We start from the raw sequence: 24224 nt of genomic DNA, 5'->3' as shown, positions 1-24224 counted from the left end.
AGTGGACGCGATAGAATTGATAACTATTCTTATTCGTGAGTTCCGGCTTGTACCGGTTGGAGTCAGATATGGCGGAGCTTAATCCGCTGAACCGCAATCAGGTTGCGGCACTTTATACTGAACACCATGGCTGGTTATTGCATTTTTTGCGCAAAAAACTCGGATGTGCAGCTCAGGCAGCAGACCTTGCGCAAGACACCTTTATGCGCGCTCTGACGCGCGATCTTTCGCAGTTACGGGAACCCCGCGCCTGGCTTACCACCGTCGCCCGCGGCATTCTGGTGAACTGGTATCAACGCCAGGCGCTGGAAAAAGCCTGGCTGGAAACCCTTGCCAGCCTTCCTGCCGAAGTGGTGCCTTCGCCGGAAGAATCCCATGTTTTGCTGGAAACGCTGCAGGAAATCGACGCCTTGCTGGACGCTTTGCCCGAACGGGTAAGGCGCGTTTTTTTGCTCTCGCAAATTGAAGGTTTAACCTATCCGGTTATTGCCGAGCGCATGCAGGTGTCTTTGGCAACCGTTAAACGGGACATGAAACAGGCGATGATATTGTGCCTTTCTGCCATGGGTGATTTGCCGGTATGAACATGGCTGCCACGTCCCAACAACAGCTGCTGGAAGAAACCGCTGAATGGTTTGTGCGCGTTCAGGAGCGCCCGTTAAGTGCCCGCGAGCAGCAGGCCTTTCATCATTGGCAGGCGCGCAGCCCGGCGCACAGAGCAGCCTGGCAGCGGGTAGAAAATTTACTCGCCAGGCTGGACAGTGTGCCCGCCGGCCTGGCAATGCCAGCACTGGATAGACCGGTTGATGAAGAGCGCCGGGCCCTACTTACCCGGATGGCAATACTGGTTTTGGCAGTGCCGGTAAGTGGCGCGGTTGTGTGGCAATTGTCAGAGCAGAATTTTTTGCGCAGTGATCTCTACACCGGCAAAGGTGAGCGGAAAACGCAGCAATTGGCAGACGGCAGTACCCTTTGGTTGAATGCATCCAGCGCTGCCACGCTCAATATTTCAGACACTACCCGCGCAGTACATTTGCTGGAAGGCGAGCTTACGGTTCAGGTAATGCGCGCCTCGCAACCGTTGCTGTTGTCCACCGCCGAAGGTTTTTGCAAGGTATATGAAAACGCGCTGATTGCCATTCGTTTGGCCAATAAGGTGACTTGTGTTGATGTGCTGGAAGGGCAGGCATATGTTCAACTGGCCGCGCGCGCCACGCCTGTAGATTTACAGAGTGGGCAATCGCTGCGTTTTTCTGCGACGGATATTCTCGAACAATCTCCGGTTAATCCGGCACATTCCTCCTGGCGCTTTGGCATGTTGGTGGCAGATAGCATGCGCCTTGCTGATGTGGTGGCTGGTTTGCAGGGCTATCGACGCGGGCGTATCGATGTGCAGCCGGAGCTGGCAGATTTACTGATTTCCGGTTCGTTTCCACTGGATGATTTGAATAAAACGTTCCAGATGTTGGCGGATACTTATCAGTTGCGTATTAGTGAGCATTGGCTGGGATATCGGGTGATGATTGCTGCTGATGTTTAGATTGTGGGAGTGTGATGTCTTGCTATACCAATAAGAACACGCCGTGAACCCCTCCCTGGGGGCTCGACTGCCGCATCCATGCGGCAGACGGTTCTTATCGGTATAGCAAGACATCTCCGATACTTCGGATTGTTTCGATATATTTTTTTTGTACTGTATTTATCAATATGGATTTAAACCAATTTTTATAGATTCACTAACGAGCAGTGAATAGTTATTCCGGATGATCTGGCTGAACATCTTGTGACTCGAAAGGAAGCTTTTTGACAGGCACCCAACTTCAGGAAAAATTTGAGCTGGCTAATACAGACCGTCTGCCGCATGGATGCGGCAGTCGAGCCCCCATGGACGCCCCACAGGGATGTGGGAAGTGCCTTGAAGCGCCGGGAGCGCGTAAAGGCCGGGTTTACGGCGTGTCTGAATTAGCCTGCTTAAATTTTTTAACCCCCCCAATGACACCTTTTCAAATCTCGACTGGCAAGGGAGTGAAAACTTATTCAGTCACAGGATTTCCTCATGCGCCACGCTCCTTCCATGCGTCAAAAACTGCTCAGCCGTGTTATCAGCATCGGTTTGATGAGCTCACTGGTTCCCCTCGTTGCCGCGCTGCCAGTCACAGCTTTCGCGCAGCAAACTGCCACCATCGCTTACGACTTACCCTCGCAATCACTCGGTAGCAGCCTCACTCGAATTGCTAGCGAAGCGGGTATTGCGCTCTCGTTTAACCCCTCTCTTACGCAAGGCAAAGTGCACCCGGCGTTGAAAGGAAATTACACGCCGCAGCAAGCTTTTTCGCAATTATTACAGGGCAGCGGGCTGACGCTGGTGAAAAAAGCAGACAACACCTGGACACTGGAAACGACTGCAGCGGGTGTTTTGCCCGCAGTAGAAGTGAATGCGGCGGGTGTGAATGCAGATAGTACTTCCTGGGGAACCGATCAGGTCAGTTGGGGAAAAGGTCAAACATTGCGTGAAACGCCGCAGTCAATTTCGGTGCTTACCGGCCAGCGTCTTCGCGATCAAAATCTCACTACGGTAGAGCAAGCCCTTGAGCAAACCACCGGCATTACCTTGCAAAAAAATTCCACTATTCACACCGCTTTTTATTCGCGCGGTTATGAAATTACCAATATCCAGATGGAAGGTGGTGCTTCCTTGTATCGCGGTTACGGCATGGCGATCTTGCCTGACATGGCGCAATTTGAGCAGGTAGAAGTGCTACGAGGTGCAGACGGTTTATTTGCAGGTACCGGCCAGCCCGGCGGGAGCTTGAATCTGGTGCGCAAACGTCCCACTCGTGAGTTTCAAAGCAATGTGTTGTTCTCAGCCGCAGAATGGGATCGTTATCGTACCGAACTGGATGTTTCGGGTGGCGTGCTGGCGGACGGCGCTGTGCGAGGCCGCGCGGTTTTGTCCTATGAGGATGGCGATACCTTTGAAAAGGTAGCGCATAACGAAAAAACTATGTTTTATGGCATCGTCGAATTCGATTTGTCTGAATCCACACTATTGACGCTGGGCGGCACTTACGATGATCGCAGTCAGCCCTACACCGCGTTCGGTTTGCCGCGTTTCAGTGATGGCCGCGATTTGAAACTGCCACGCAGCACTTATATTGCCCCGTCATGGGCAGCTTACGATACCCGCATTGATACCCTGTTTTTACAGTTGAAGCAGAAACTTAATGCGGATTGGGAAGTCACTCTGGACGTGCTGGACACGCGTCAAAAAAATTACCGTATGGGTTTGAATTTTTCGTCGGCGGTTGATCCGATTACCTTGGCTGGAGGTGCGTCTACAGCAACCCGCTATCATTATTCCAGTGATCAAACAGCCGCCGATATTACCGTGAAAGGCAATGTGGAATGGTGGGGAAAACAGCACGAATTGTTGCTGGGTAGCAGTTGGCTGGATGTAAGAAGCACCGCGCTTGGTGAACAAACACTTGAGCGTTATTCCATTAATAACATTTACACGTTTACACCTTACGATTTCGCTAAACCGACGGACGATGCATTTTTACCCTTTTTTCAGCAACCGAAATACGGCACTGAGCAGAATGGATTTTATGCGGCGGGCCGGTTTTCTTTAACGGATGCGTTGAAGTTTATTCTGGGCGCACGTTATAGCAACTATGAGTACCACTATTATTATCAACCGCTGAATCTGGACGGATCGGTAAGAAGCACAACCAATAATTACCACGAGGACAAGAATATTCTTACGCCTTATGGCGGTTTGGTTTATACCTTGAACAATCATTGGAGTTTGTACGTCAGTGTTGGCGAAACCTGGGAGTCTCAAGCCAGCCGTCTGGCCGGGCCTTTACCGGGCAGCGCGTTGGATCCTGTCACCGGCCGTAATTATGAAGCAGGCGTGAAGGGCGCTTTCGCTGACGGAAAATTGAATACGTATTTTTCCCTGTATCGTATTGAGCGCAAGGGTGAAGGAATTCGTGACGGCGACTATCCGGTCACGCCTGGCGATCTGGGTAGTAACTGCTGCTGGCTGGATGATGGCGAAGCGGTCAGCCAAGGGGTCGACGCAGAAGTGAGCGGTGAGATTACGTCTGACTGGTGGGTTAGTGTTGGTTATACATGGAATGACAATGAAACCAGACGAGGCGGCAGCGGACGTTTTAGCAAAGTGACCCCCAGACATTTGTTAAAAATTTATACCAGTTGGCGCTTGCCCGCTGCATTGTCGGATTGGCGCGTGGGTGGTGGCGTAACGGCGCAGGGCGAAAATTATTCGTCAGGCACCGTGCGTATATATGACACCAGTGGCCAACCTGCTACGACCGAAACCCCGTATGATTTCACGCAAAGCGGTTATGCGGTGTGGAATACTTTTATCGAATACCGGATGCATCCGCAATGGACAGCGACATTGAACGTCAACAATATTTTTGATAAGACTTATTATTCACGAGTGGGCAATAGTGCTTACCATAATTTCTATGGCGATCCACGCAATGTCGCGCTGACCGTACGCGGCCACTTTTAAGCATAAAAGAAACACAGGGACGTGTTTGCTCGTTGTTACCAAACCCACGACCTGCACAATGTGAGTTTGTCATCGGGATAATTGTTTCAAAACTGTCAGTCAGGGGCGCCCGGCGAGGGATGACTCGTCAGAGCTACATGGAGCGTATATATGCGTTTTTGAAACAATTATCCTGATGGCATACGGCAGAATGAAGCCTGCCATCTTCAAGTCTTTATTACTCGTCAGATAATCCACAAAGCACTTGCAAGCCTTTGTTTTTGCCCTATGATAGCGTCAATCATTTCGTTGCCCTGTTCTTCGGGTAGAGTGCTTACCTGGGAAATTATCTGCCCATGACTAAAAAAATTACCAAAAATCCTCGCGCCAGAAAAAGCACCTCCGGCCGTGCGCCAACATTAATTGACGTCGCCAAAGTTGCCGGTGTTTCACCTATCACGGTATCCCGTGTACTCAATCAACCGGATCTGGTATCGGAAGATGCACAGCAGCGTGTACGGCGCGCCATTGATGAAATTGGTTACGTGCCCAATATGCTCGCGGGTGGTCTGGCCAGCCGTAGCAGCCGTATGGTGGCATTGATTGTTCCCACCATCGCCAACTCCATCTTTGCTGAAACGGTGCAAGCCATTACCGATACCCTGGCGCAAGCCGGTTATCAGACCCTGCTGGGTATTTCCGCCTACGAAGACGAGCAGGAAAAACAACTGCTGGAAGCGGTTCTTGGCCGCCGTCCGGATGGCATTATTCTCACCGGTACTTACCATGCCCCGGATATTCGCAAGCGCCTTGAAGTTACCGATGTGCCCGTGGTGGAAACCTGGGATCTCAGCCCTGACCCTATTGATACTCTGGTCGGCTTTTCCCACACGCGGGTAGGGGAGGCGGCAGCGGAGTATTTGCTGGCTAAAGGTCATCGCCGTTTTGCGGCCGTGTCGGCTAATGACCAGCGTGCAGTGAAGCGTCTGGATGGTTTTTTACAAACCCTGGCCAATGCCGGAGTGGATGAACCCATTGTTGCCAAGGTGCCAACACCCGCCCGGTTCCAGTTGGGTCGTGAAGGTATTGCCGGTATTCTCGACCAGGCCAGTGGCCCGATAGATGCCGTGTATTGCAGTTCGGATACTCTCGCACACGGGGTTATGGTGGAAGCGCAACAACGCAATATCCGTATTCCGCAAGACATGGCGGTGATCGGATTCGGTGATCTGGACTTCTCGGAATACACGTTACCGCCTATCACCACCATTCGCGTCAATGGCGCTGAAATTGGCCGTCGCGCTGCCATGGCATTGCTGGCGCGGATGAATTCCGGTGATAGCAACGCGGTGCCAGGCGGTGTTATTGATACCGGCTTTGCTGTTATTGAGCGGGAAAGTGCCTGAAAAATCAGGCATTTTCCTTTATCTTCGGATAACCTTGCAGTTATCGCATTTTTCCTCCTGTTACCCGATTTCCCGTTGTTTCGCTCTGTAACAATTCCCCTGCCTTCGGTCTGATCTTTTCTCCCTGAAAATTTAAATTACGCACAAAGGCTTGCAATCCCAAAATGATTGCGCAATCATTGGTTTCGAAAAACACAATAATCAACTGACAAACCCTGAGCCGATAGCGGATGTTTTACGCCGCCCTCGTGGAAAGGCAGCCCCGGAGTTTGTCGTATCAACCTGCAGCCGGATATATAAACCATGGCTAAAAAGAAAAGTCCCGAAGAGCTTCGCAGTCACCGTTGGTACGGGGTGAAAGACCTCCGTTCGTTTGGTCACCGTTCACGCACCGCGCAAATGGGTTTCACCCAGGACGATTACGCGGGCAAGCCGGTTATCGCCATTATCAACACCTGGAGCGATATCAACCCCTGTCATACCCATTTCAAAGACCGCGTTGAAGAAGTGAAACGCGGCATCTGGCAAGCCGGTGGTTTTCCGGTTGAATTGCCGGCGTCTACCTTGTCCGAACCTTTCCAGAAGCCGACCGCGATGTTGTTCCGCAATATGCTGGCGATGGAAACCGAAGAATTGCTGCGCGCTTACCCGGCAGACGGTGCGGTGTTGATGGGCGGTTGCGACAAAACCACGCCTGCGATGTTGATGGGCGCTATTACCATGAATTTGCCGGTTATTTTTATGCCGGGCGGCCCGATGTTGCGCGGCAACTGGAACGGCGCAACGCTCGGCAGTGGTTCGGATACCTGGAAATACTGGGCCGAATTGCGCGCCGGTAATATCACTGAGGACGATTGGAAAGGTGTAGAAAACGGTATTGCCCGCTCGCCCGGTCACTGCATGACCATGGGTACGGCATCTACCATGACCAGCGTTGCCGAAACGCTTGGCTTTTGTTTGACCGGTGCTTCTTCCATCCCTGCGCCGGATTCGCGCCATGCTCAAATGGCATCGCTGACGGGTCGCCGCATTGTGGATATGGTGTGGGAAGACTTGAAGCCTTCCGACATTATTACCCCGGCATCTTTTGACAATGCCATCCGCGTTGCGCTGGCGTTGTCCGGCTCTACCAATTCCATTGTGCACATTGTTGCGCTGGCGCGCCGCGCCGGTATTGATCTCACCATTGACCGTTTTGACGAATTGGCGCGTACTACACCGGTGCTGGCGAACTTGCGCCCGGCCGGTAAATACCTGATGGAAGATTTTTATTACGCCGGTGGTTTGCCTGCGTTGATCAACCAGCTGACAGATTTGCTCGATGTAAACCAAAAAACCATTACCGGAAAAACCCTTGGCGAAAATATTGCCGGTGCGCGGGTATTTAACGATGACGTGATTCGCGCTCGCGATAATGCCTTGTCGGAAAGCGATGGCATCGCGGTATTGCGCGGCAACATTGCTCCGGATGGTGCCGTGATAAAACCGCCGGCGGCCGAACCACACTTGCTCAAACACACGGGTCGTGCGCTGGTGTTTGAAAATTACACCGATATGGCCGCGCGCATTGATGATCCGGATCTGGATGTCGATGAAAATTCGGTCATCGTACTCAAACAGGCTGGCCCACAAGGTGCGCCGGGTATGCCGGAGTGGGGGCAATTACCTATTCCGCAAAAATTATTGGCCAAAGGTGTGCGCGACATGCTGCGTATTTCCGATGCGCGTATGAGCGGCACCAGCTACGGCGCCTGCGTATTACACGTCGCGCCGGAATCCTATATCGGCGGGCCTTTCGCGCTGGTACAAACCGGTGACTTGATTGAGCTGGACGTACCGGCAAGAAAACTGAATGTGCTGATCAGCGATGCCGAACTGGAAACCCGCCGTTCGCAGTGGGTGGCACCGCCGCCAAAATTCGAGCGCGGTTATGGCATGTTGTACCAGCAGCATGTCAGCCAGGCGAACAAAGGTTGCGATTTTGATTTTCTGGAAACTATCCCTGTGAAACAACTGGATAGTGGCGAACCGGAAATTCACTGATCAGCTGATACATTGAATTGAAAATCCCGCGGTCGGTTTTATCGCGGGATTTAAAAAAATAACCGATTGACGATGAGAGCCTCCTGTTATGAGCAAAGATATCAACGCTGCATTTGCCGGTATTTCCGGTGTGCATGTTACCCCTTACGATCAACGCGGCGAGATTGATGAAAAACTGCTGCGCACCATTGTTGATCGCATTGCTGCTGCCGGTATTCATAACATTGTTACCGGCGGCAATACCGGCGAATTTTATGCGCAGGATCTGGACGAAGTTACCCGCGTGTATGAGCTGGCAGTAGAAGCCAACGCCGGTCGTTCCTGTGTCACTGCCGGTATTGGCCGAAGTGCGCGCGAGGCGATAAAACTCGCCGCCGCCGCCAAAAAAGCCGGGGTAGATGCGTTGATGATTCACCAGCCGGTTGACCCATTCTGTTCGGCGCGTCTGGTGGTTGATTACGTTCGTCAAATTGCCGACTCCACCGATTTGCCGATCATTGCCTACGCTCGCAGCCCTTTGTTATTGCCGGAACATTTTGCGCGCATGGCAGAAATACCCAATGTGATCGGTGTGAAATATGCCGTGCCTGATCCCATTCGTCTTGCCGAATCCATTCGCGCTACCAAAGGGCAGGCATTTCAATGGATTTGCGGTTTGGCAGAAAGCTGGGCGCTGCCTTTCTACGCGTGTGGTGCACGCGGTTTTACCTCCGGACTGGTCAACGTAAACCCGGAATTATCGCTGCGTTTTTACCGCGCATTGGAAGAGGGCGATCAAAACAAGGCGCGCGCGCTGGTTGATGCCATTGCCGATTTCGAAATTATGCGCACCTATGAAGCCAACGGCGCTAACGTGACCGTGGTGAAAGAAGCACTGGTGCAAATGGGCTTCCCGGTTGGGCCGGTACGTGCGCCTGGCGTGGTTGCACTCAATGCCGCGCAGCGGGAAAAGTTGGCGCTGTTGCTGAATGAGTGGCGCCAGCTGTCTTTGGAATAACTGTTTCGTCTGGCTCGCTGCTTTGTAAAAGCAGCGAGCCAGGAATAAAAATCGAAAACAATAATATTTTTTTACATCATTTTTCTGACTACACGCTCGATGTTATGCCGGGGTAGGAGAGCGACTGAAAACCTGCTGCCTGCCAGTACTGACCATGTAAACCGCCAATAATAACGGATAACAGATAGAGGTATTTTTATGTTTCACGAGAAGGCGGGGCTAAAAACCATAGCTCCAGCCGGCGTCCGGCCGGGTAAAACGCGTTACCTGATGTTGTTTCTGATTTTTTTCGCCACTGTTATCAATTACGTTGACCGCACCAATTTAGCCGTGGTGGCGCCAATTCTTTCTGAAGACCTGGGGCTGGACAGAATCCAGATGGGGTTACTCTTTTCAGCATTTGCCTGGACTTACGCCTTTGCCAATTTGCCAGGCGGTTTTATTGTAGACAGATTGGGCTCTCGAGTTGCTTACGGCTGGTCATTATTTCTTTGGTCTGCAGCCACTTTTGTACAAGGCGCGGTATCCGGTTTTGCGGCCCTGTTTGGTTTGCGTTTGCTGGTAGGTGCTGCCGAAGCCCCGGCCTTTCCTTCCAACAACCGCGTAGTCACCATGTGGTTTCCGAAAAGCGAGCGTGGTTCTGCTACCAGTTTTTATGTGGTAGGGCAGTATATTGGTACCGCCATGTTTACGCCGTTGCTGTTCTGGGTGGCGGTTACTTACGGTTGGCGGGAAGTTTTTTACCTCACCGGCGGTCTGGGTATTATATTCGCGTTTATCTGGTTCAAAGTGTATCGCGATCCAAAAGAATGCAAGCGTGTCAGTAAAGAAGAATTGCGTTACATCGAAGAAGGTGGCGCGCTGACCGGTGGCGTGCAGCAAGCTGACTTCAAATGGTCGCTGGTGTGGCAATTATTTGAGCACCGTCAAATCTGGGCTATCTGTATTGGCAAGTTTGCCATTTCCTCTACCTTGTTTTTCTTTCTTACCTGGTTCCCAACCTACCTGGTTGAAGAGCGTGGTATGACCATGTTGAAAGCGGGCTTTTTCGCGGTAATGCCTTACATTGCTGCCAGCGTAGGGGTGTTGCTGGGCGGCTACTGGTCAGATACCTTGTTAAAGCGTGGTTATTCCATGTCAGTGGCGCGCAAGCTGCCGATCGTTACCGGCTTTGTATTTGCGTCTACGATCTTTCTCGCCAATTTTACTGAGTCCAATCTGGTAGCCATCAGTATTTTATCTTTCGCGTTTTTTGCCCAAGGCGTTTCCTCCATGTCATGGGCGATTATTTCTGAAGTTGCCCCTAAAGAATTGATTGGTGTAACCGGCGGTGTATGTAATTTCGCGGGCAACCTCGCGGGCATCATCATGCCGATCACCATCGGCTTTATTCTCGCCTACACCGGCTCGTTCAGTTGGGCGCTGGGGCTGGTAGGCATCGCCGCGATTACTGGCGCTTTGTCATACACCTTTTTATTAGGGCCGGTTAAGCGTATTGAATTACGCCACGAATAAATACCGGCTTGTCTTTTTTACGGATGGGAGATTGAGATGTTATCCGGAAACCAGATTTTGGGTTCACAGTTTGTACAGGGCAGCGAAAATGCGGTTCACGGCATTAATCCGGCCACCGGTGAGTTGCTCGAACCGGCTTACGCTGGAGGTTCGCACGACGATATTGAAAAAGCCTGTGCACTGGCGAAAATTGCATTTCCTGTTTACCGCGCTACCAATAGCGAAACACGTGCAGCCTTTCTGGAAACGATTGCCGAGCAGATAGTAGCGTTGGGTGACATTCTTATTCAGCGAGCGATGGACGAAAGCGGTCTTCCTCGTGCTCGTCTCGAAGGCGAGCGCGGTCGCACCGTCAACCAGTTAAAACTCTTCGCCACTATTTTGCGCGAACAGGAGTGGCAGGGCGTTTGTATTGAAACAGCACTGCCGGAGCGACAGCCACCCAAGCCGGATTTACGCATGCGCAATATCCCGTTGGGTCCAGTGGTGGTATTCGGTGCAAGTAATTTCCCGCTGGCATTTTCTGTGGCTGGCGGCGATACCGCTTCAGCACTGGCTGCCGGTGCACCGGTTATTGTAAAAGCGCACACTGCCCACCCCGGTACATCAGAGCTGGTCGGTCGCGCTATTCAATCTGCGGTAAAAATTGCCGGTATGCCGGAAGGCGTTTTCTCATTGTTATATTTGAATGACCACGCCAAAGCGCTATCGCTGGTATCCAATCCGGTCGTCAAAGCAGTCGGTTTTACCGGCTCGCGCAACGCCGGTCTTGCCATTCAACGCACCGCTTTCGCCCGCGCTGAACCGATACCAGTCTACGCCGAGATGAGCAGCATCAACCCGGTATTCTTACTGCCGCATACGCTGCAACACTCTGCAGAAACAATCGCACAAGGGTTTGTTGGCTCGCTGTTGATGGGCGCTGGACAATTTTGCACCAACCCTGGCCTGTTAGTGGCAGTGAAGGGCGATGCGCTCAATCGCTTCAAAGAAGTTGCCACAGGTTTAATAACCGGCAGCGCAGCACAAACCATGTTAACCCCCGGCATACATGCGGCCTATGAAAAAGGCGTGCAGCGTTTGGGCGGCCACAGCCGCGTTAACAAAATTGCCGAAGGAAAAGCCGGCACTACCAACCAGTGCCAGGCCGCATTATTTGAAACCTCCTATGCCGATTTCATCGCTGACCCGGTATTGGCGGAAGAAAATTTCGGCTCCAGTGCGCTTATTGTGGTATGTGATCATGCCGAACAAATGCTGGAATTTATCGAGCGTATAGAAGGGCAACTAACTGCTACCTTGCATGTAACACAAACAGCAGATGCGGCGTTGGTGAAGAAAATTATCCCGATTCTGGAATTGAAAGTCGGCCGCATTCTATTTAACGGCTATCCGACCGGTGTAGAAGTAGGGCGGGCTATGGTGCATGGCGGGCCTTTCCCGGCAACCTCCGACAGCCGCACCACGTCGGTTGGCGCTGCAGCGATCAAACGTTTCCTGCGGCCAGTGTGTTATCAGGATTTTCCGGAAGAATTTTTGGCTGAGGAGTTAAAAGGTAACTGATAGGCGAACATTTTTACTGAAGTTTCTTTCCCCTGTTGATCCGGGTTGTCCCTGCAAGGCGCCCGGATCTTTTTATATCCTCGTTTTGTAACTCAAGTTATTTAGACAGCGATTTCTTCGCTGTTAAATAGTCTGATGCTCTCAATAAGTTGCTTCCTCTATAGTTTGTTAACTGCCTATTTTGGGGGGAGGCTATATCGAAAATCATCCAAAGGCTTGATGCTGCATGCCTGAGGCACCTACTTTTTACCTTGTCTGAATCTCACTGGCTTATTTTTAGATGGTTTCTAAAAATTACTGGTGCAAAATTTTATAAACAGAAGGAACATGTTGGAGTTGAGTTGAGTTGAGTTGAGTTGAGTTGAGTTGAGTTGTGATTTTCTTCGTTCCTGACTGGTACGATGCAAGTTTGTTGTCCGGGCTTTTGTTCCAAAACCGTCGGGTCAGGGATGACCCGTCGGAGTTCCAGGGATGGATGCATGCGTTTTTGGAACAAAAGCCCGGACGACAAACGGACGGAATAATGATGGACTATTGCATATTAGCGAAGTAATTACCGACTATGCTGTTCCTTCCAGCGCGGGTAGTCAGTGCTCAATAATTCTTCTGGCCAGTAACCATACCAGGTATAACCGGTGCGTCGCTCGTATAAAACATCCTCCAGCTTGTAAACGCGATTACCATCCCGGTTAGCTAGAAAAGGCTCGTTGGTTTCCAGATCGTAAAACCTTGCCCAGATCGGCTTGGCATCTGCATCCTCAACGATAACCAAATCATAATCCACTGCATGGAAATCAAAACGCTTGCTATCCGCATCCACGCGATCTACACGGAAACCGCTCAGTTTTGCGCTCTCCAACCAACTTACCGCACCCTCCACCGCAGCGATAACCTCCGGAGACGGATTCTCAATAGCCATTAAATATTCCACCACCGGCACCGTTTCCCAGGCAAGAATACCGGGCAACTCATAAGTCCGGCCAACAATCGGCTCCAGTGTTTCTTCGTGATATTGTCCCGCCCAGCCTGTCAGTTTGCCATCTACACGCACTTGCAATTGCAGCACCAGCGCATCGCCTTTGGCCACGGCGTCGGCAGCTTGCTGCTTTAATGCCGCATCAACGTAATCAAAGGGCGGGTTACCGGCTGCAACCTTGCGCAGAAAAGTTAAAACGCCAGACATCACTTCATCAACAAACGTAATACGCGTGTAGTAGTGGTCATCGGTACGGTCTGGCGAATGTGCCCAGCCGCCATTGTCATATTGCTTATCCAGTGTATAACGCAACCCCTTCAAGGCCGCATCACGATAACGCTCATCACCGGTTTGTTTATACACCGCCGACAAATATTCAATTTGTGGATAAGTATTGCGGTTATCAAAACTGGCATCGGCTAATGATTTATCTTTCAGGGCGGCTTCCCGCTCTTCTTCCGGCACTACGCGCAGCGGATGCTTGTTAGTCGGCCAGCCACCGCTATCGCGCTGGTACAAAATAATGTTATCGGCAATCTCTTTAATTTGATGCAATTCATAATGGGGCACGCCGGTTTCGCCGGTGCGATCATTCCAGTGTTTGATGGCATCGTAAAAGTCGTCAATGGCGATGGGCTGATAACTTGCCTGAGTTTGCGGCTGTTTTTCTATGTGGGTGGGTGATGCAGCTTCGCTGTTATTGCTTTCCGGTGCTTCGGCAGAGCAGCCTGCCAATAACAGGCTGCCAAAAATGGCAGCCGTTAAACCGGGTGATCGTAAGAGAAATGTTGAATTTTTATTGTTCATTTTTCATTACCTGTAATCAATATCGGTTGGTTGATGAGTAAGGTTATTTTTTATCCTGCAACTGAAAATACTGGCCGGCTGGCAGAGATTGCAGTTGCAACTGCGCAATAAAATAACGTGCCAGTAATTGCGCGCCCTCAGGTTTGAAGTGGGTGTTGTCTAGCTTGCCTTCCGGGTAATTGGGGAACTCACCCGGTGCTAGGTTCATATAAAGCCCGGCCGAGCCATCCTTGCCGTATTTGTTTAGCAATGAGCGTGAATAGGCGTTGAAATCAATTAACGGCAACAGCTGTTCTGCGGCGACTTGTCTGGCGGCCAAAGGGTAATCACCAAGGCTGGCCAGCGGTTGGCCGTTGTCATCAAACTGACGGCGATACACCGATGTAGTGAGAATTACTGAAGCGCCTTTGGCCTGAGCTTCTGCAATGTAGTTTTCCAGGTTGCGTTTGTAATCACTCCAGGGTTCTGCATAGCGGGTAGGGTCTTCTATTTTCTGGTCGTTATGGCCAAAACCTATCACCAGAAAATCACCGGGCTTCAATTGGTCTGCTACGACTTTCCACAGCCCTTCATCGCGAAAGCTTTTGGTGCTGCGGCCATTTTTTGCGTGGTTTTGAATATGCAACTCGCCTTTCAAGTATTCCGGTAACACCTGGCCCCAACCGGTTTCCGGAAATGCTTCTGGCGTTTTATCAGCGGTGATGGAATCGCCAATCAAAAACAGAGTAGGGGTAGTGGCAGGTTGTTGTGCTACGGGTTGGCAAGCTATGAGAAACACAGCACCCAGCAGCCACAAACCCACCTGTAAGGGTTGTTTGATGCGCATGGTGACTTCCTGTAAATAGAAACGACAGGCCTGGGCCTGTCGTTGTGGTAGGGATATTTTATTTGGAGCTGGTAGGGCTGGTTACGGTTTTGCCGTTAATACGCACGTTATCAAACACCAGATCCTGAACGTTTTCGATATCAAACAGCGCATCGGCTTTTTTGATCTCTACATTACGCAGCGTAATGTGTTTCAGGGGGGACTGGTCAGATACCCGTGCATGGAAAACCGATTTGGTGTGGCCTACGGTGATGTTTTCAAAAACGATATCGCGGTAGGTTGGCGGGAAGTTACCACCCATGGAGCCGGCAGCGTAAGTCAATTCAAACCAGAACAGCTTGTCTACCGCTTCAATATTCATGTTACGCACACGAATATGTTCAACCACACCACCGCGATCCAGGTTGGACTTGAAGCGAATTGCTGCTGAACCTTTGGTGTAAGTGTTGTCGGTGAAATACACGTGGCGAATATCACCGGACATTTCGCTGCCCAGCGCAATACCATCTTCACCGCCCATTACGTTGTTACGAATAACGATGTTTTCACTGGGGCGTGCTACGGTGCGGCCATCCAGATCCCGACCGGACTTCACCACGATGGCATCATCAGCGGTATTGAAGTGGTTATTTTCAATCAAGACATTGCGGCTGGAATCGATATCAATACCATCGTTGTTAGCGAAGAAGCTTTCGAGTTTCACGTTGCGCATAACAGCGTCGTTGGTGTACACCAGATGGTTGATCCAGAACGGGGAGTTCTTGATGGTGTAATCTTCAAGCAGCACGCGCTCGGCATCAATAATTTGCAACATGCTCGGGCGCAGTTTGCGGCCTTCACCAAATTGTCTGTCTTTTAACGGAACGCCATCGAAGCCCAGTTTGCGAATGGCAGCGATATCTTCAATATCGTTTCTCGCCCAGGTGTGGAATTCATGTTTGGTATTACCATCAATGGTGCCGCTGCCGGTAATGGCGATATCGGTCACTTTGTGGGCGTAAATGAGCGGCGAGTAGCCGTACATTTCAACACCTTCCCAACGCGTAAATACCACCGGCAAGTAATCTTTTGCCTGGGTGCCGAACAACAGCGTGGCACCTTCGGAAATGTGCAGGTTTACGTGGCTTTGCAAATGAATCGGGCCGTTGCTTAACCAGGTGCCTTCAGGAATGACCACACGGCCGCCGCCTTCGCTGTTGGCTTTTTTGATGGCTTCCATAATGGCCGGGCGGGCATCTTTTTTGCCATCGCCCACCGCGCCGAATTTGGTGATGTTGTAGTCAGCCCCTTTGATAACCGGGGCTTTGATACTTTTAACAATCTCATCGGCCTTTTTCCATTCAGCCTGCACAGTGGCCGGTGAATGATCCGGTTTGCTATTGTCAGCGGCCGCTGCAAAGCAGCTGGCCGAGAATAACAGGGAGATACCGGAAACCAGAGTAATGATAGGTCGAGGTTGATAACTGCTCATAATAATCTCTCTTATCTTTATGTAGGAATTGTTATCCGTTGCTTTTTATTTACCGCCAGGTTGATGGTTAGCGGTTTAACTCAAGGCTCGCCAGAATAAAAGGTCCAACGCCGTGAGGGTCGTTATCGCGCAAGGCTTCCGAGATATAGTAATCAAAACTGCCGGAGCGATAGGGTGAACCCCCGAGGCCTGCGCTGCCACAAATGTGGGTGAGCGTGACTTCTTTATTGGGTGACAGCACGACAAAGTGCTTAACCATACCATCAAAACCCTTTTCAGCGAGCTTTTTGTATTTTACGGGCAAATAGCCTTTATTGGCACCCTTGGCAAACGCGTAAACAAACATGCCGCTGCCGGAGGCTTCAAGATAGTTGCCAAAACGGTCGCCCATATCGGTTACCTGGTACCACAAACCGGTCTTGTCCTGATAACGGGCAACCGCTTCTGCCAGACGGTTGAGAATATCAATCAGGGTTTGGCGGTCTTTGTGATCTTCGGGGAAATAATCCAGCGTATCGACCAGTGCCATGGCGTACCAACCCAGCGCTCGTGACCAGAAATGCGGCGATAAACCGGTTTCATTGTCTGCCCATGCCTGTAACTTGCTTTCGTCCCAGGCGTGATAGAGCAGGCCGGTTTTGGCGTCACGGGTTTTCTTTTCAATCAAAATGAATTGATTGGCAATGTCATCGAAAGATTCTGCACCTTCATTAAAACTGGCGGCATATTGCGCGTAGTAAGTGGCGCCCATATACAGGCCGTCGAGCCACATTTGGTACGGGTAAATGCGCTTGTGCCAGAAACCGCCTTCGGTGGTGCGTGGCTGCCATTGCAGTTGATGACGTAATTGCTGCATCACTTTCAGGTAGCGCTCATCGCCGGTTTTTTCATGCAGGGCAAACAGCAGCTTGCCGCCGTTGACCGAATCAATATTGAATTCGCTCATTTCGTAATGCTTGAGTTTGCCGTCTTTATCAATCAATTGATCAACGTAAACCTTAACGTAATCCAGGTAATCTTCGTTGCCGGTTTTTTCGTACAGTTTTTGAAAGCCGGCCAGGCTCAAGGCATAGGTGTAACCCCATTCCGGGCTGGACAGATTGCGGTAACCGCGCATTTGCCAGGCTTCGGGGCTACGCTGCATGACAGAAAGCGCCATGCGTTCGGACCAGGGTTTGTTGGTGGGAATAGCAGGCGGGTTTTCTGCGTGAGTAATGGTAGAAAAGCTGACAAGTAACATACCAGCCATAACCGATAGTAGTGAGCGCTTCAGACTGAACATCAATCCATCTCCTCGAAGACTTTTAAAATAGGTTGCGGTGGCAAATCCTGTTTTTATAAAAAGACGCCACCAGTGGTACTGCGACTGGTGACGTAAACGTGGAACGACAGGGTAAGAAAACGTCAGTATTTAGAAGTTTCCACGAATGCCGACAAAGAATTGCCGACCAGTGTGAGACAGTGCTACAACACGGTTGGCGTCGTCACCAAATAATCTTTCTTTTTCGTCGGTCACGTTAATAGCTTCCAGCGAAACGGTGAGATTATCATTGATGTTGTAAAACGCCGAGAAGTCAATGTTGGTGGGTCCGGTTTTTCCTTCAATACTGTTGCCTTCACGCCCTGGTACACGGGTCAGGTAGTCGTCACGCTTGTTGACGGATACACGAGCGCCGTAGAGTTCCGTTTCGTAGTATAAGGTCATGTTGTAGGAATTTTCAGATAAACCAATCAGCTTGCTGGTAATCGGGTTTTCGCCAGTGCCGTAATTGGATTCCGAATCCACCCAGGTGTAGTTGATCACCGTACCCATGTTGCTGAAAGCGCCGGGCAGGAAAGTGAACGGTTGTTGATAAACCAGTTCAAAACCTTTTACTTTGGCGCCGTCATTGTTGATCGGTTCGTTGTGGCCCCAGTTTTGATCCAGCGGTGCGTGGTTGCTCGACAGGTCACGAACAATCTGGTGATAAACCGGGTCAAGCAAACGCTCGGTGCTTTCGGTCGCGATAAAACTTTCTACATCTTTATAGAAGAAGGTACCGGCCAGCAAAGCATCTTCATTGAAGTACCATTCCACACCTACGTCCAGCGAGTTGGCGCGCATCGGGTCGAGGTTCGGGTTGCCTACTGAAATTTCACCACTCTCCAAACCGAAAGACGCACTGGGAGAAAGACGTTCAAGATCCGGGCGGGTGATGTTGCGCGAAAGGCCCAGACGAACCAGCACATCGTCCGTTACTTCCCAGGCGAAGTTGATCGATGGCAGCACATCGACGTAATCATTGTTGGCTTCCATAGGCACCAGCGTATTGCCTGCACCACCGGTGTATGCCTGAATGGTGGATTCGGTTTCGACTACACGCAGGCCGGCGTTGGTGCGCAAGGTTTTGCCGAACAACGAGAAGTCATTTACGTTCCACTCAACATAAGCGCCGAGGGTTTTTTCTTCTACATAAAAGGTGCTGCCCGCCGGGTTAATGTCGGCGCCGGTCAATGCCGGGAAGTTGTAAGCGTCGATCGTTTTATCAAAGTCGAGCACCAGGAAGGTTTTCAGGAAGCCTGAGGGTGCACCCAGACCGCGGCCAAAATCATCCACGGGCAAAGCCTGGGTCAAACCGGTCGGGGTTTGTTTTAGCAGGGTGTTTACGTCAGTGCGGCGAATTTCCAGCGCATCCACTTCACGGATGTTGTGCACCAGACCGAATTTGATATTGGAATCACGCGCATCGCTTTTCAGTTCAAAATCCAGCTTGCCGGTGATGTTATCGCGCTCGATCATATTTTTGCGATAGACCAGCGAATCAAACTCATAGAGATTTTCGTCCATGATGTCGTAGCCGTAAGTCATCACCGGAATGTTGCTGTTCTGGCGATAGTCGTAGCCGAAATCGTGGCGGGCTTTGGTTTGAATATTGAAACGGTATTGGGTTGAATCGAAATCGGATTTGGCCTGGCCGAGCAAACCGGTCATGGTCAGGCGGTCATTGATGTTCCACTTACCGGTGAAAACCATCTGATTAAAATCGGTTTCTGATGGCGTAAGACGGCTTTCGGTACGGCCCAGTACGCCGCTGAATTCGCCAGCAACGACGCCGGTGCCGCTTTGATCCAGTACCAGGTGGTTGGGTGTGATCTGGTTAAATTGGTTGCGGAACGCCGAGTCAAAGTTATGGCTTTCACGCTCGTTGGTAAAGTTGGCGTGTACCAGATCCAGCGACAATTCCACGGTGTCAGACGGGCGGAACTGGAAGGCGGTGGTGACCCCGAGGCGCTCCTGGGTGTTGCCGAAATAATCGGTTCTCGGCAGGCGCGGTACCGACAAATTGTTGATGGTGGTGCCCGCAGCCAGTGTGCCGTCGATGGTCGGATTGGAGCCTGCTTTCCAGGTTCTGCCGTTGTTGGCCGGGGTTTGCCAGCGCACGGTGCCGGCACCTTCTTCACGCACGGTTCTTTCGGTGTAAGCAACTGACAGCAGGGCACCGAAAGTTTCAGCTTCATTGGTGGTGCTGATCATAAACGAGCCGCGCGGATCGGCTTCTTTGGTCAAATCGTTGTAACCGGCCTGACCGGCAAAGGCAACGTGGAGGCCCGGGTTATCAAAGGGTTTGGCGGTGTACAAATCTACTGTACCGGCCAGACCGCCTTCCTCAACCGAGGCCTGCAAGGATTTGTGAATATCAATCCGGTTAAATAATTCGGAAGAGAACACGTTGAAGTCAAACGCACGGCTGGTGTTCATACCATCGGCAGAGTCGAGGCCGTCGGTACTGGATGGAACTTCCATGCCGTTCAGGGTAGAGCGGGTAAACGCCGGGCCGAGGCCACGAATGGTTACCTGACGCCCTTCACCGGCTTCACGGGCAATGGCTACACCGGGAATACGTTGCAGGGATTCGGCGAGGTTCAGGTCGGGCATCTTGCCCATATCTTCGGCCATGATGCTTTCGCGGGCATTGGCGGCGTTGCGTTTGGCGTCAATCGCCTTGGCAAGACTTTCACGAAAACTGCCGGTAACAATCACTTCTTCAACGGTATCCGCCTGGGCGGTAGCGGTGAGCGGGGTAGAGAGTCCGAACAGCAAAGTGGCTGCTGAAATGGCCAGGCATAACGGTTTTTTAGTGGCGCTATTCTTCATACAAATGTCCTCACAACGTAATTATATTTATTGCTCTTAGGGTCACTTGGCAGGCAGCGGAGTTTATTCGGGCATTGACCTCAAACGGGATGTTTGCTCCTGTTCGTCCGTGATTACGCAGCCTTATGGCAGAGGCTTTTATGGTTGATATCTGCCAGTGATTGAGTACTCAACGGTTGTTGAAATATTCGACACGATAAAATGATTGCGCAATCAGTGGTTAAAAGCAAGAGAAAAAGGCGCTATTTAGCGTAAAAGTTGCCATAACGCGCAATTGGGGTTTTATCGCCGGCTTCTGCGTCGAATGGCGTTAAAAGAGATCCTAACCGTCGGGATTGATCATTTTTTAGCTGGGGGCTGGACAGCAGAAATTTCATGTAATAGTATTTGTTACATGAAAAAAGACAGCAAATTATCTTCAATTCTCCATGTGCTGCTGCACATGGCCCATTACAACCGCCCGCTCACCTCCGAGGCGCTGGCCGGTTTTTTATCCACCAATCCGGTGGTGGTTCGTCGCACTCTGGCAGGGCTGCGCGACGCCGGTTATGTCGATTCCACCAAAGGCCACGGCGGCGGTTGGGTGCTGGTGTGCGACCTGCAACAAATCACCTTGCGACAAATTTACGAAGCAGTGGGAGCACCACCGGTGTTTGCCATGGGCAATCGCATGGATGAGCCGCGCTGCCTGGTTGAACGGGCGGTGAATCACCGCTTGGAAAATACCTTTCAGGAGGTTGAGGCGCTGTTGTTGCAACGCCTTGACGCCATCACGCTTGCCGATCTGGCCGCTGACTTCAGTCACGGCTATCAGGCGCATTGTTCCGGAGAACATGGTCATGAACACTGAAGTTCTATCCCCGCGTTACGACGTTGTTATCGTTGGCGGCAGTTACGCCGGTATGGCAGCGGCTTTGCAACTGGTGCGCGCCCGCCGCAAGGTGTTAATTGTGGATGCCGGTCAGCGCCGCAACCGTTTTGCCGCTACCTCTCATGGGGTATTGGCGCAAGACGGTCGCGCCCCGGAAGCGATTGCCGCCGAGGCCAAAACACAGCTACTGGCTTACCCGACATTGCAGTGGTTGAATGCCACCGCCACGGGCGGAAAAAAGCAGGGTGATGAATTTCTTATCACGCTTGACAATGGTGAAACCGTGCAAACCGGGCGCATCGTTCTCGCTACCGGCGTGCGTGATAATTTGCCGGCTATTCCCGGTTTGGCCGAGCGCTGGGGCAAGCATGTTTTTCATTGCCCTTATTGTCACGGCTATGAATTGAATCAGGGAAATATCGGCGTGATTGCCGGTGGTGAATTCTCGTTTCACCATGCGATGCTGTTGCCGGATTGGGGAAGGGTCACCTTGTTTACCAATGATCTTTTCATTCCGGACGAAGCCCAGACCAACGCCATGCTGGCGCGGGGTGTGAGCGTTGAAACAACCCCGGTCGCTGCCATCGAAAAACACGCCAATGTACGTTTGCAAGATGGCCGCGAGTTGGCAATGGACGGATTGTTTTGTTTGTCGCGTACAGAAATCATTGGTTCACTGGTTCAGGATTTACAATGCGAACTGGTAGAAAGCCCTATCGGTGTCTTTATACAGACCGATGAATTCAAACAAACCTCGGTACCGGGTGTATTTGCCTGCGGCGATGTTGCACGCATGGCTGGTAATGTATCCATGGCAATTGGTGATGGCGCTTTTACCGGTGCATCGGTACATCGCACCCTGATTTTTAATTAAAAAACTGTATTGAATGGTACTCCGCCATGGAGGGTAGAGTGCTGTAACTCCAAGGGAGTAGCCTGGTATAACAGCCTGGCAACTGCGACAATGTGTCGCATCCTCTTCCTTCCAGGTAATTTTTATAATTGGCCTTTCTCAGGGATAAAAGGGGCAATTATGAAATATCCAGCATCGTTTTCCCGGTCATTACTGGCCGCTACCATCAGCACTCTTATTATTCTGCCAGCCCACGCAGATCACGTGCAGTACAATAAAATTCTCGACACTGTGCTGGTTTCTGCCGGTGCACTGGATGCGCCCAATACGGTTGTTACCGACCTGAAAGCACCGCGTCAGCCGCTACCAGCGCATGACGGCGCTGATTATTTAAAAACCATTCCAGGTTTTTCCGTCACCCGTAAAGGTGGTGCTGATGGCGATGCGCTCTTCCGTGGTATGGCCGGCTCACGCCTCGGTATTCTGGTCGATGGCGAAACTATTCTCGGTGCCTGCAACAACCGTATGGATGCACCTACGGCGTATATTTACCCGGAAATGCTCGACACCCTGGTCGTTATTAAAGGGCCGCAATCGGTGCAATATGGTTCCGGTAATTCTGCCGCGACTTTGTTGTTTGAGCGCAACCCCGAGCCTTTTGACGAGCCCGGTATTCGCGGCACCGCCAGCGTGCTGGTTGCCAGCGCCAAACGCCGCGATGCGCTGGTCGATTTGCAAGCCGGTGCCGAGCAGGGTTATTTACAAGTTACCGGTAGCGACTCCCGCGCCGACGATTACAAAGATGGCGACGGCAACGCGGTGCATTCGCAATATCACCGTTACAGCGGCAGTGTTGCGCTGGGCTGGACACCGGATGCGAATACCCGTGTAGAACTCGGTGCAACGCGCAGTGATGGTGAAGCCGCCTATGCGGATCGCGGCATGGACGGCACCCGTTTTCTGCGCGAAAGTGTGCGTATTCGTATTGAGAAAAAAGATATCAATGAATGGTTAAGTGAAATTAAATTCAACGCCTTCGACAGTTCTGTTGATCACGTAATGGATGATCAGGAACTGCGTCGCCCCGGCATGATGGGCTACGCCAACGTTGCCCGTGATACCAAAGGCGGGCGCTTTTCGTCCACCTTGAAACCGGCCGCCAGTCTTGAATGGGTTGTCGGTGCGGATGTGCAGCAAAATAATCACGAAAGCCGTTCGGCTCCAGCATCGGGTATTTACGGTGATTGGATTCGCGATGGTGAAATCAAACAGACCGGGCTTTTTACCGAGCTTTCCTGGTTGCTGAATGAGCACCAAAAAATCGTAACCGGCTACCGGGCAGACCGCTGGCGCGCACTGGATGAACGTACCACGGTTAGCAAGGGCATGATGGGCAAAGTACCTAACCCGACCGCCGGTGAGCACCGCCGCGATACCCTGGGCAGTAGCTTCGCCCGTTATGAACACACTCAAAACACTTTGCCACTCACCTGGTATATCGGTTTTGGCCACAGCCAGCGCTTCCCTGATTATTGGGAATTATTCTCCAAAGAAGGCGAGAGCAGTAGCAGTGCATTTGCTTTAAAGCCCGAGCAAACCCGCCAGTGGGACGCCGGCTTACTGTTCGATAGCCGCCAGTGGCACATGTCTTCTTCGATTTTTTACAACGACATCAAGGATTTTATTCTGGTGGATTACACCAGCATGATGAAAAGCGGTGGTTACTCGCGCAATATTGATGCAACCACTTACGGTGGTGAATGGAGTCTGGCGTTTACGCCGAATAAACAATGGAAATTTGATGCCTCGCTTGCCATGGTGCGTGGCGATAACGACACCGATAACACGGCGCTGGCACAAATCGCACCGCTCGAAGGTCGCCTCGGCGTAACTTACAACGCGGCAAAATGGTCTGTGGGCAGTTTGTTGCGTTTGGTCGACAGTCAGGATCGTTACGATTTGAACCGTGGCAATATTGTGGGTAAAGATCTCGGGCCATCAAGCGGCTTCGGTATTCTCTCGCTCAACGCCGCCTGGAAAGTTACTCCGGACCTACTCGCCTCACTCGGAGTGGACAACCTGTTTGACCGTCAGTACAACGAGTTTATCAGCCGAACCGGCAGCAATGGCATGGGCGGCGCCATCCCTGGCTACGAACAAACCTTCCGCGTTAACGAGCCGGGCAGAACTTTCTGGTTGAAGCTGCAGGCGAATTTTTAAAATAGCAGCAGCGTTG

The 24224-nt window shown here is 51.4% G+C and carries 16 protein-coding genes; 11 read left to right on the top strand and 5 right to left on the bottom strand.

The genetic code is table 11. The features are described 5' to 3' along the window. The first annotated feature begins 68 nt into the window (after nt 1–68). The 8 genes from C4F51_RS13415 (at nt 69) to C4F51_RS13380 (ending at nt 12049) form a co-directional block, all read left to right on the top strand. Complete coding sequence (locus tag C4F51_RS13415) at nt 69–584, top strand: sigma-70 family RNA polymerase sigma factor (protein ID WP_193910592.1); 516 nt, start codon at nt 69–71, stop codon at nt 582–584. A gap of 2 nt (nt 585–586) precedes the next feature. Further along, nucleotides 587–1540 (top strand): DUF4880 domain-containing protein, encoded by a 954-nt coding sequence (locus tag C4F51_RS13410; protein ID WP_193910590.1) that lies wholly within the window; start codon nt 587–589, stop codon nt 1538–1540. A gap of 516 nt (nt 1541–2056) precedes the next feature. Next, nucleotides 2057–4546 (top strand): TonB-dependent siderophore receptor, encoded by a 2490-nt coding sequence (locus tag C4F51_RS13405; RefSeq protein WP_193910588.1) that lies wholly within the window; start codon nt 2057–2059, stop codon nt 4544–4546. 335 nt (nt 4547–4881) lie between these two features. After that, a complete protein-coding gene (locus C4F51_RS13400; protein WP_193910586.1) occupies nt 4882–5931 on the top strand; it encodes a LacI family DNA-binding transcriptional regulator in 1050 nt (349 codons plus the stop codon). A gap of 303 nt (nt 5932–6234) precedes the next feature. After that, nucleotides 6235–7974, top strand: a complete 1740-nt coding sequence (gene araD, locus C4F51_RS13395; protein WP_193910584.1) for an L-arabinonate dehydratase — start codon at nt 6235–6237, stop codon at nt 7972–7974. 88 nt (nt 7975–8062) lie between these two features. Beyond that, complete coding sequence (locus C4F51_RS13390) at nt 8063–8971, top strand: dihydrodipicolinate synthase family protein (RefSeq protein ID WP_193910582.1); 909 nt, start codon at nt 8063–8065, stop codon at nt 8969–8971. Nucleotides 8972–9241: 270 nt separating this feature from the next. Further along, nucleotides 9242–10486, top strand: a complete 1245-nt coding sequence (locus C4F51_RS13385; RefSeq protein ID WP_202987689.1) for an MFS transporter — start codon at nt 9242–9244, stop codon at nt 10484–10486. Between the two features lie 57 nt (nt 10487–10543). Next, a complete protein-coding gene (locus tag C4F51_RS13380) occupies nt 10544–12049 on the top strand; it encodes an aldehyde dehydrogenase (NADP(+)) (RefSeq protein WP_235992336.1) in 1506 nt (501 codons plus the stop codon). Nucleotides 12050–12602: 553 nt separating this feature from the next. On the opposite strand, the gene pelA is transcribed toward C4F51_RS13380, so the two are convergent. The 5 genes from pelA to C4F51_RS13355 all read right to left on the bottom strand — a co-directional run bounded on the left by pelA (nt 12603) and on the right by C4F51_RS13355 (nt 20264). After that, on the bottom strand, nt 12603–13832 hold the full coding sequence (gene pelA / locus C4F51_RS13375; protein ID WP_193910576.1) for a pectate lyase: 1230 nt from the start codon (nt 13830–13832) through the stop codon (nt 12603–12605). Nucleotides 13833–13875: 43 nt separating this feature from the next. Further along, complete coding sequence (locus C4F51_RS13370) at nt 13876–14658, bottom strand: rhamnogalacturonan acetylesterase (RefSeq protein WP_193910574.1); 783 nt, start codon at nt 14656–14658, stop codon at nt 13876–13878. A gap of 58 nt (nt 14659–14716) precedes the next feature. Next, on the bottom strand, nt 14717–16129 hold the full coding sequence (locus tag C4F51_RS13365) for a glycoside hydrolase family 28 protein (protein ID WP_193910572.1): 1413 nt from the start codon (nt 16127–16129) through the stop codon (nt 14717–14719). Nucleotides 16130–16196: 67 nt separating this feature from the next. Continuing rightward, nucleotides 16197–17411 (bottom strand): glycoside hydrolase family 88/105 protein, encoded by a 1215-nt coding sequence (locus tag C4F51_RS13360; protein WP_235992335.1) that lies wholly within the window; start codon nt 17409–17411, stop codon nt 16197–16199. Nucleotides 17412–17540: 129 nt separating this feature from the next. Next, entirely contained in the window at nt 17541–20264 is a 2724-nt protein-coding gene (locus C4F51_RS13355; protein ID WP_193910570.1) for a TonB-dependent receptor, read from the bottom strand. A 394-nt stretch (nt 20265–20658) separates the two neighbouring features. Here C4F51_RS13355 and C4F51_RS13350 point away from each other — a divergent pair, with 394 nt between their 5' ends. The 3 genes from C4F51_RS13350 to C4F51_RS13340 all read left to right on the top strand — a co-directional run bounded on the left by C4F51_RS13350 (nt 20659) and on the right by C4F51_RS13340 (nt 24208). Continuing rightward, nucleotides 20659–21114 (top strand): Rrf2 family transcriptional regulator, encoded by a 456-nt coding sequence (locus C4F51_RS13350; RefSeq protein ID WP_193910568.1) that lies wholly within the window; start codon nt 20659–20661, stop codon nt 21112–21114. Next, nucleotides 21104–22009 (top strand): NAD(P)/FAD-dependent oxidoreductase, encoded by a 906-nt coding sequence (locus tag C4F51_RS13345; RefSeq protein ID WP_193910567.1) that lies wholly within the window; start codon nt 21104–21106, stop codon nt 22007–22009. Before C4F51_RS13350 ends, C4F51_RS13345 begins: the two co-directional genes overlap by 11 nt. Nucleotides 22010–22168: 159 nt before the next feature. Next, a complete protein-coding gene (locus C4F51_RS13340) occupies nt 22169–24208 on the top strand; it encodes a TonB-dependent copper receptor (protein WP_193910565.1) in 2040 nt (679 codons plus the stop codon). The last annotated feature ends 16 nt before the right edge of the window (nt 24209–24224 follow it).

The sequence above is a fragment of the Cellvibrio polysaccharolyticus genome (assembly GCF_015182315.1).
GTDB classification, from domain to species: domain Bacteria; phylum Pseudomonadota; class Gammaproteobacteria; order Pseudomonadales; family Cellvibrionaceae; genus Cellvibrio; species Cellvibrio polysaccharolyticus.
Note: the sequence above shows the minus strand (reverse complement) of the source record. Positions and strands in the feature narration are given on the sequence as shown.

What these genes read in the sequence shown, in the direction of transcription:
- C4F51_RS13415 (WP_193910592.1), top strand. Translation starts at nt 69, where the DNA reads ATGGCGGAGCTTAATCCGCTGAACCGCAATCAGGTTGCGGCACTTTAT.
- C4F51_RS13410 (WP_193910590.1), top strand. Translation starts at nt 587, where the DNA reads ATGGCTGCCACGTCCCAACAACAGCTGCTGGAAGAAACCGCTGAATGG.
- C4F51_RS13405 (WP_193910588.1), top strand. Translation starts at nt 2,057, where the DNA reads ATGCGCCACGCTCCTTCCATGCGTCAAAAACTGCTCAGCCGTGTTATC.
- C4F51_RS13400 (WP_193910586.1), top strand. Translation starts at nt 4,882, where the DNA reads ATGACTAAAAAAATTACCAAAAATCCTCGCGCCAGAAAAAGCACCTCC.
- araD (WP_193910584.1), top strand. Translation starts at nt 6,235, where the DNA reads ATGGCTAAAAAGAAAAGTCCCGAAGAGCTTCGCAGTCACCGTTGGTAC.
- C4F51_RS13390 (WP_193910582.1), top strand. Translation starts at nt 8,063, where the DNA reads ATGAGCAAAGATATCAACGCTGCATTTGCCGGTATTTCCGGTGTGCAT.
- C4F51_RS13385 (WP_202987689.1), top strand. Translation starts at nt 9,242, where the DNA reads ATGTTGTTTCTGATTTTTTTCGCCACTGTTATCAATTACGTTGACCGC.
- pelA (WP_193910576.1), bottom strand. Translation starts at nt 13,832, where the DNA reads ATGAACAATAAAAATTCAACATTTCTCTTACGATCACCCGGTTTAACG.
- C4F51_RS13370 (WP_193910574.1), bottom strand. Translation starts at nt 14,658, where the DNA reads ATGCGCATCAAACAACCCTTACAGGTGGGTTTGTGGCTGCTGGGTGCT.
- C4F51_RS13365 (WP_193910572.1), bottom strand. Translation starts at nt 16,129, where the DNA reads ATGAGCAGTTATCAACCTCGACCTATCATTACTCTGGTTTCCGGTATC.
- C4F51_RS13360 (WP_235992335.1), bottom strand. Translation starts at nt 17,411, where the DNA reads ATGTTCAGTCTGAAGCGCTCACTACTATCGGTTATGGCTGGTATGTTA.
- C4F51_RS13355 (WP_193910570.1), bottom strand. Translation starts at nt 20,264, where the DNA reads ATGAAGAATAGCGCCACTAAAAAACCGTTATGCCTGGCCATTTCAGCA.
- C4F51_RS13350 (WP_193910568.1), top strand. Translation starts at nt 20,659, where the DNA reads ATGAAAAAAGACAGCAAATTATCTTCAATTCTCCATGTGCTGCTGCAC.
- C4F51_RS13345 (WP_193910567.1), top strand. Translation starts at nt 21,104, where the DNA reads ATGAACACTGAAGTTCTATCCCCGCGTTACGACGTTGTTATCGTTGGC.
- C4F51_RS13340 (WP_193910565.1), top strand. Translation starts at nt 22,169, where the DNA reads ATGAAATATCCAGCATCGTTTTCCCGGTCATTACTGGCCGCTACCATC.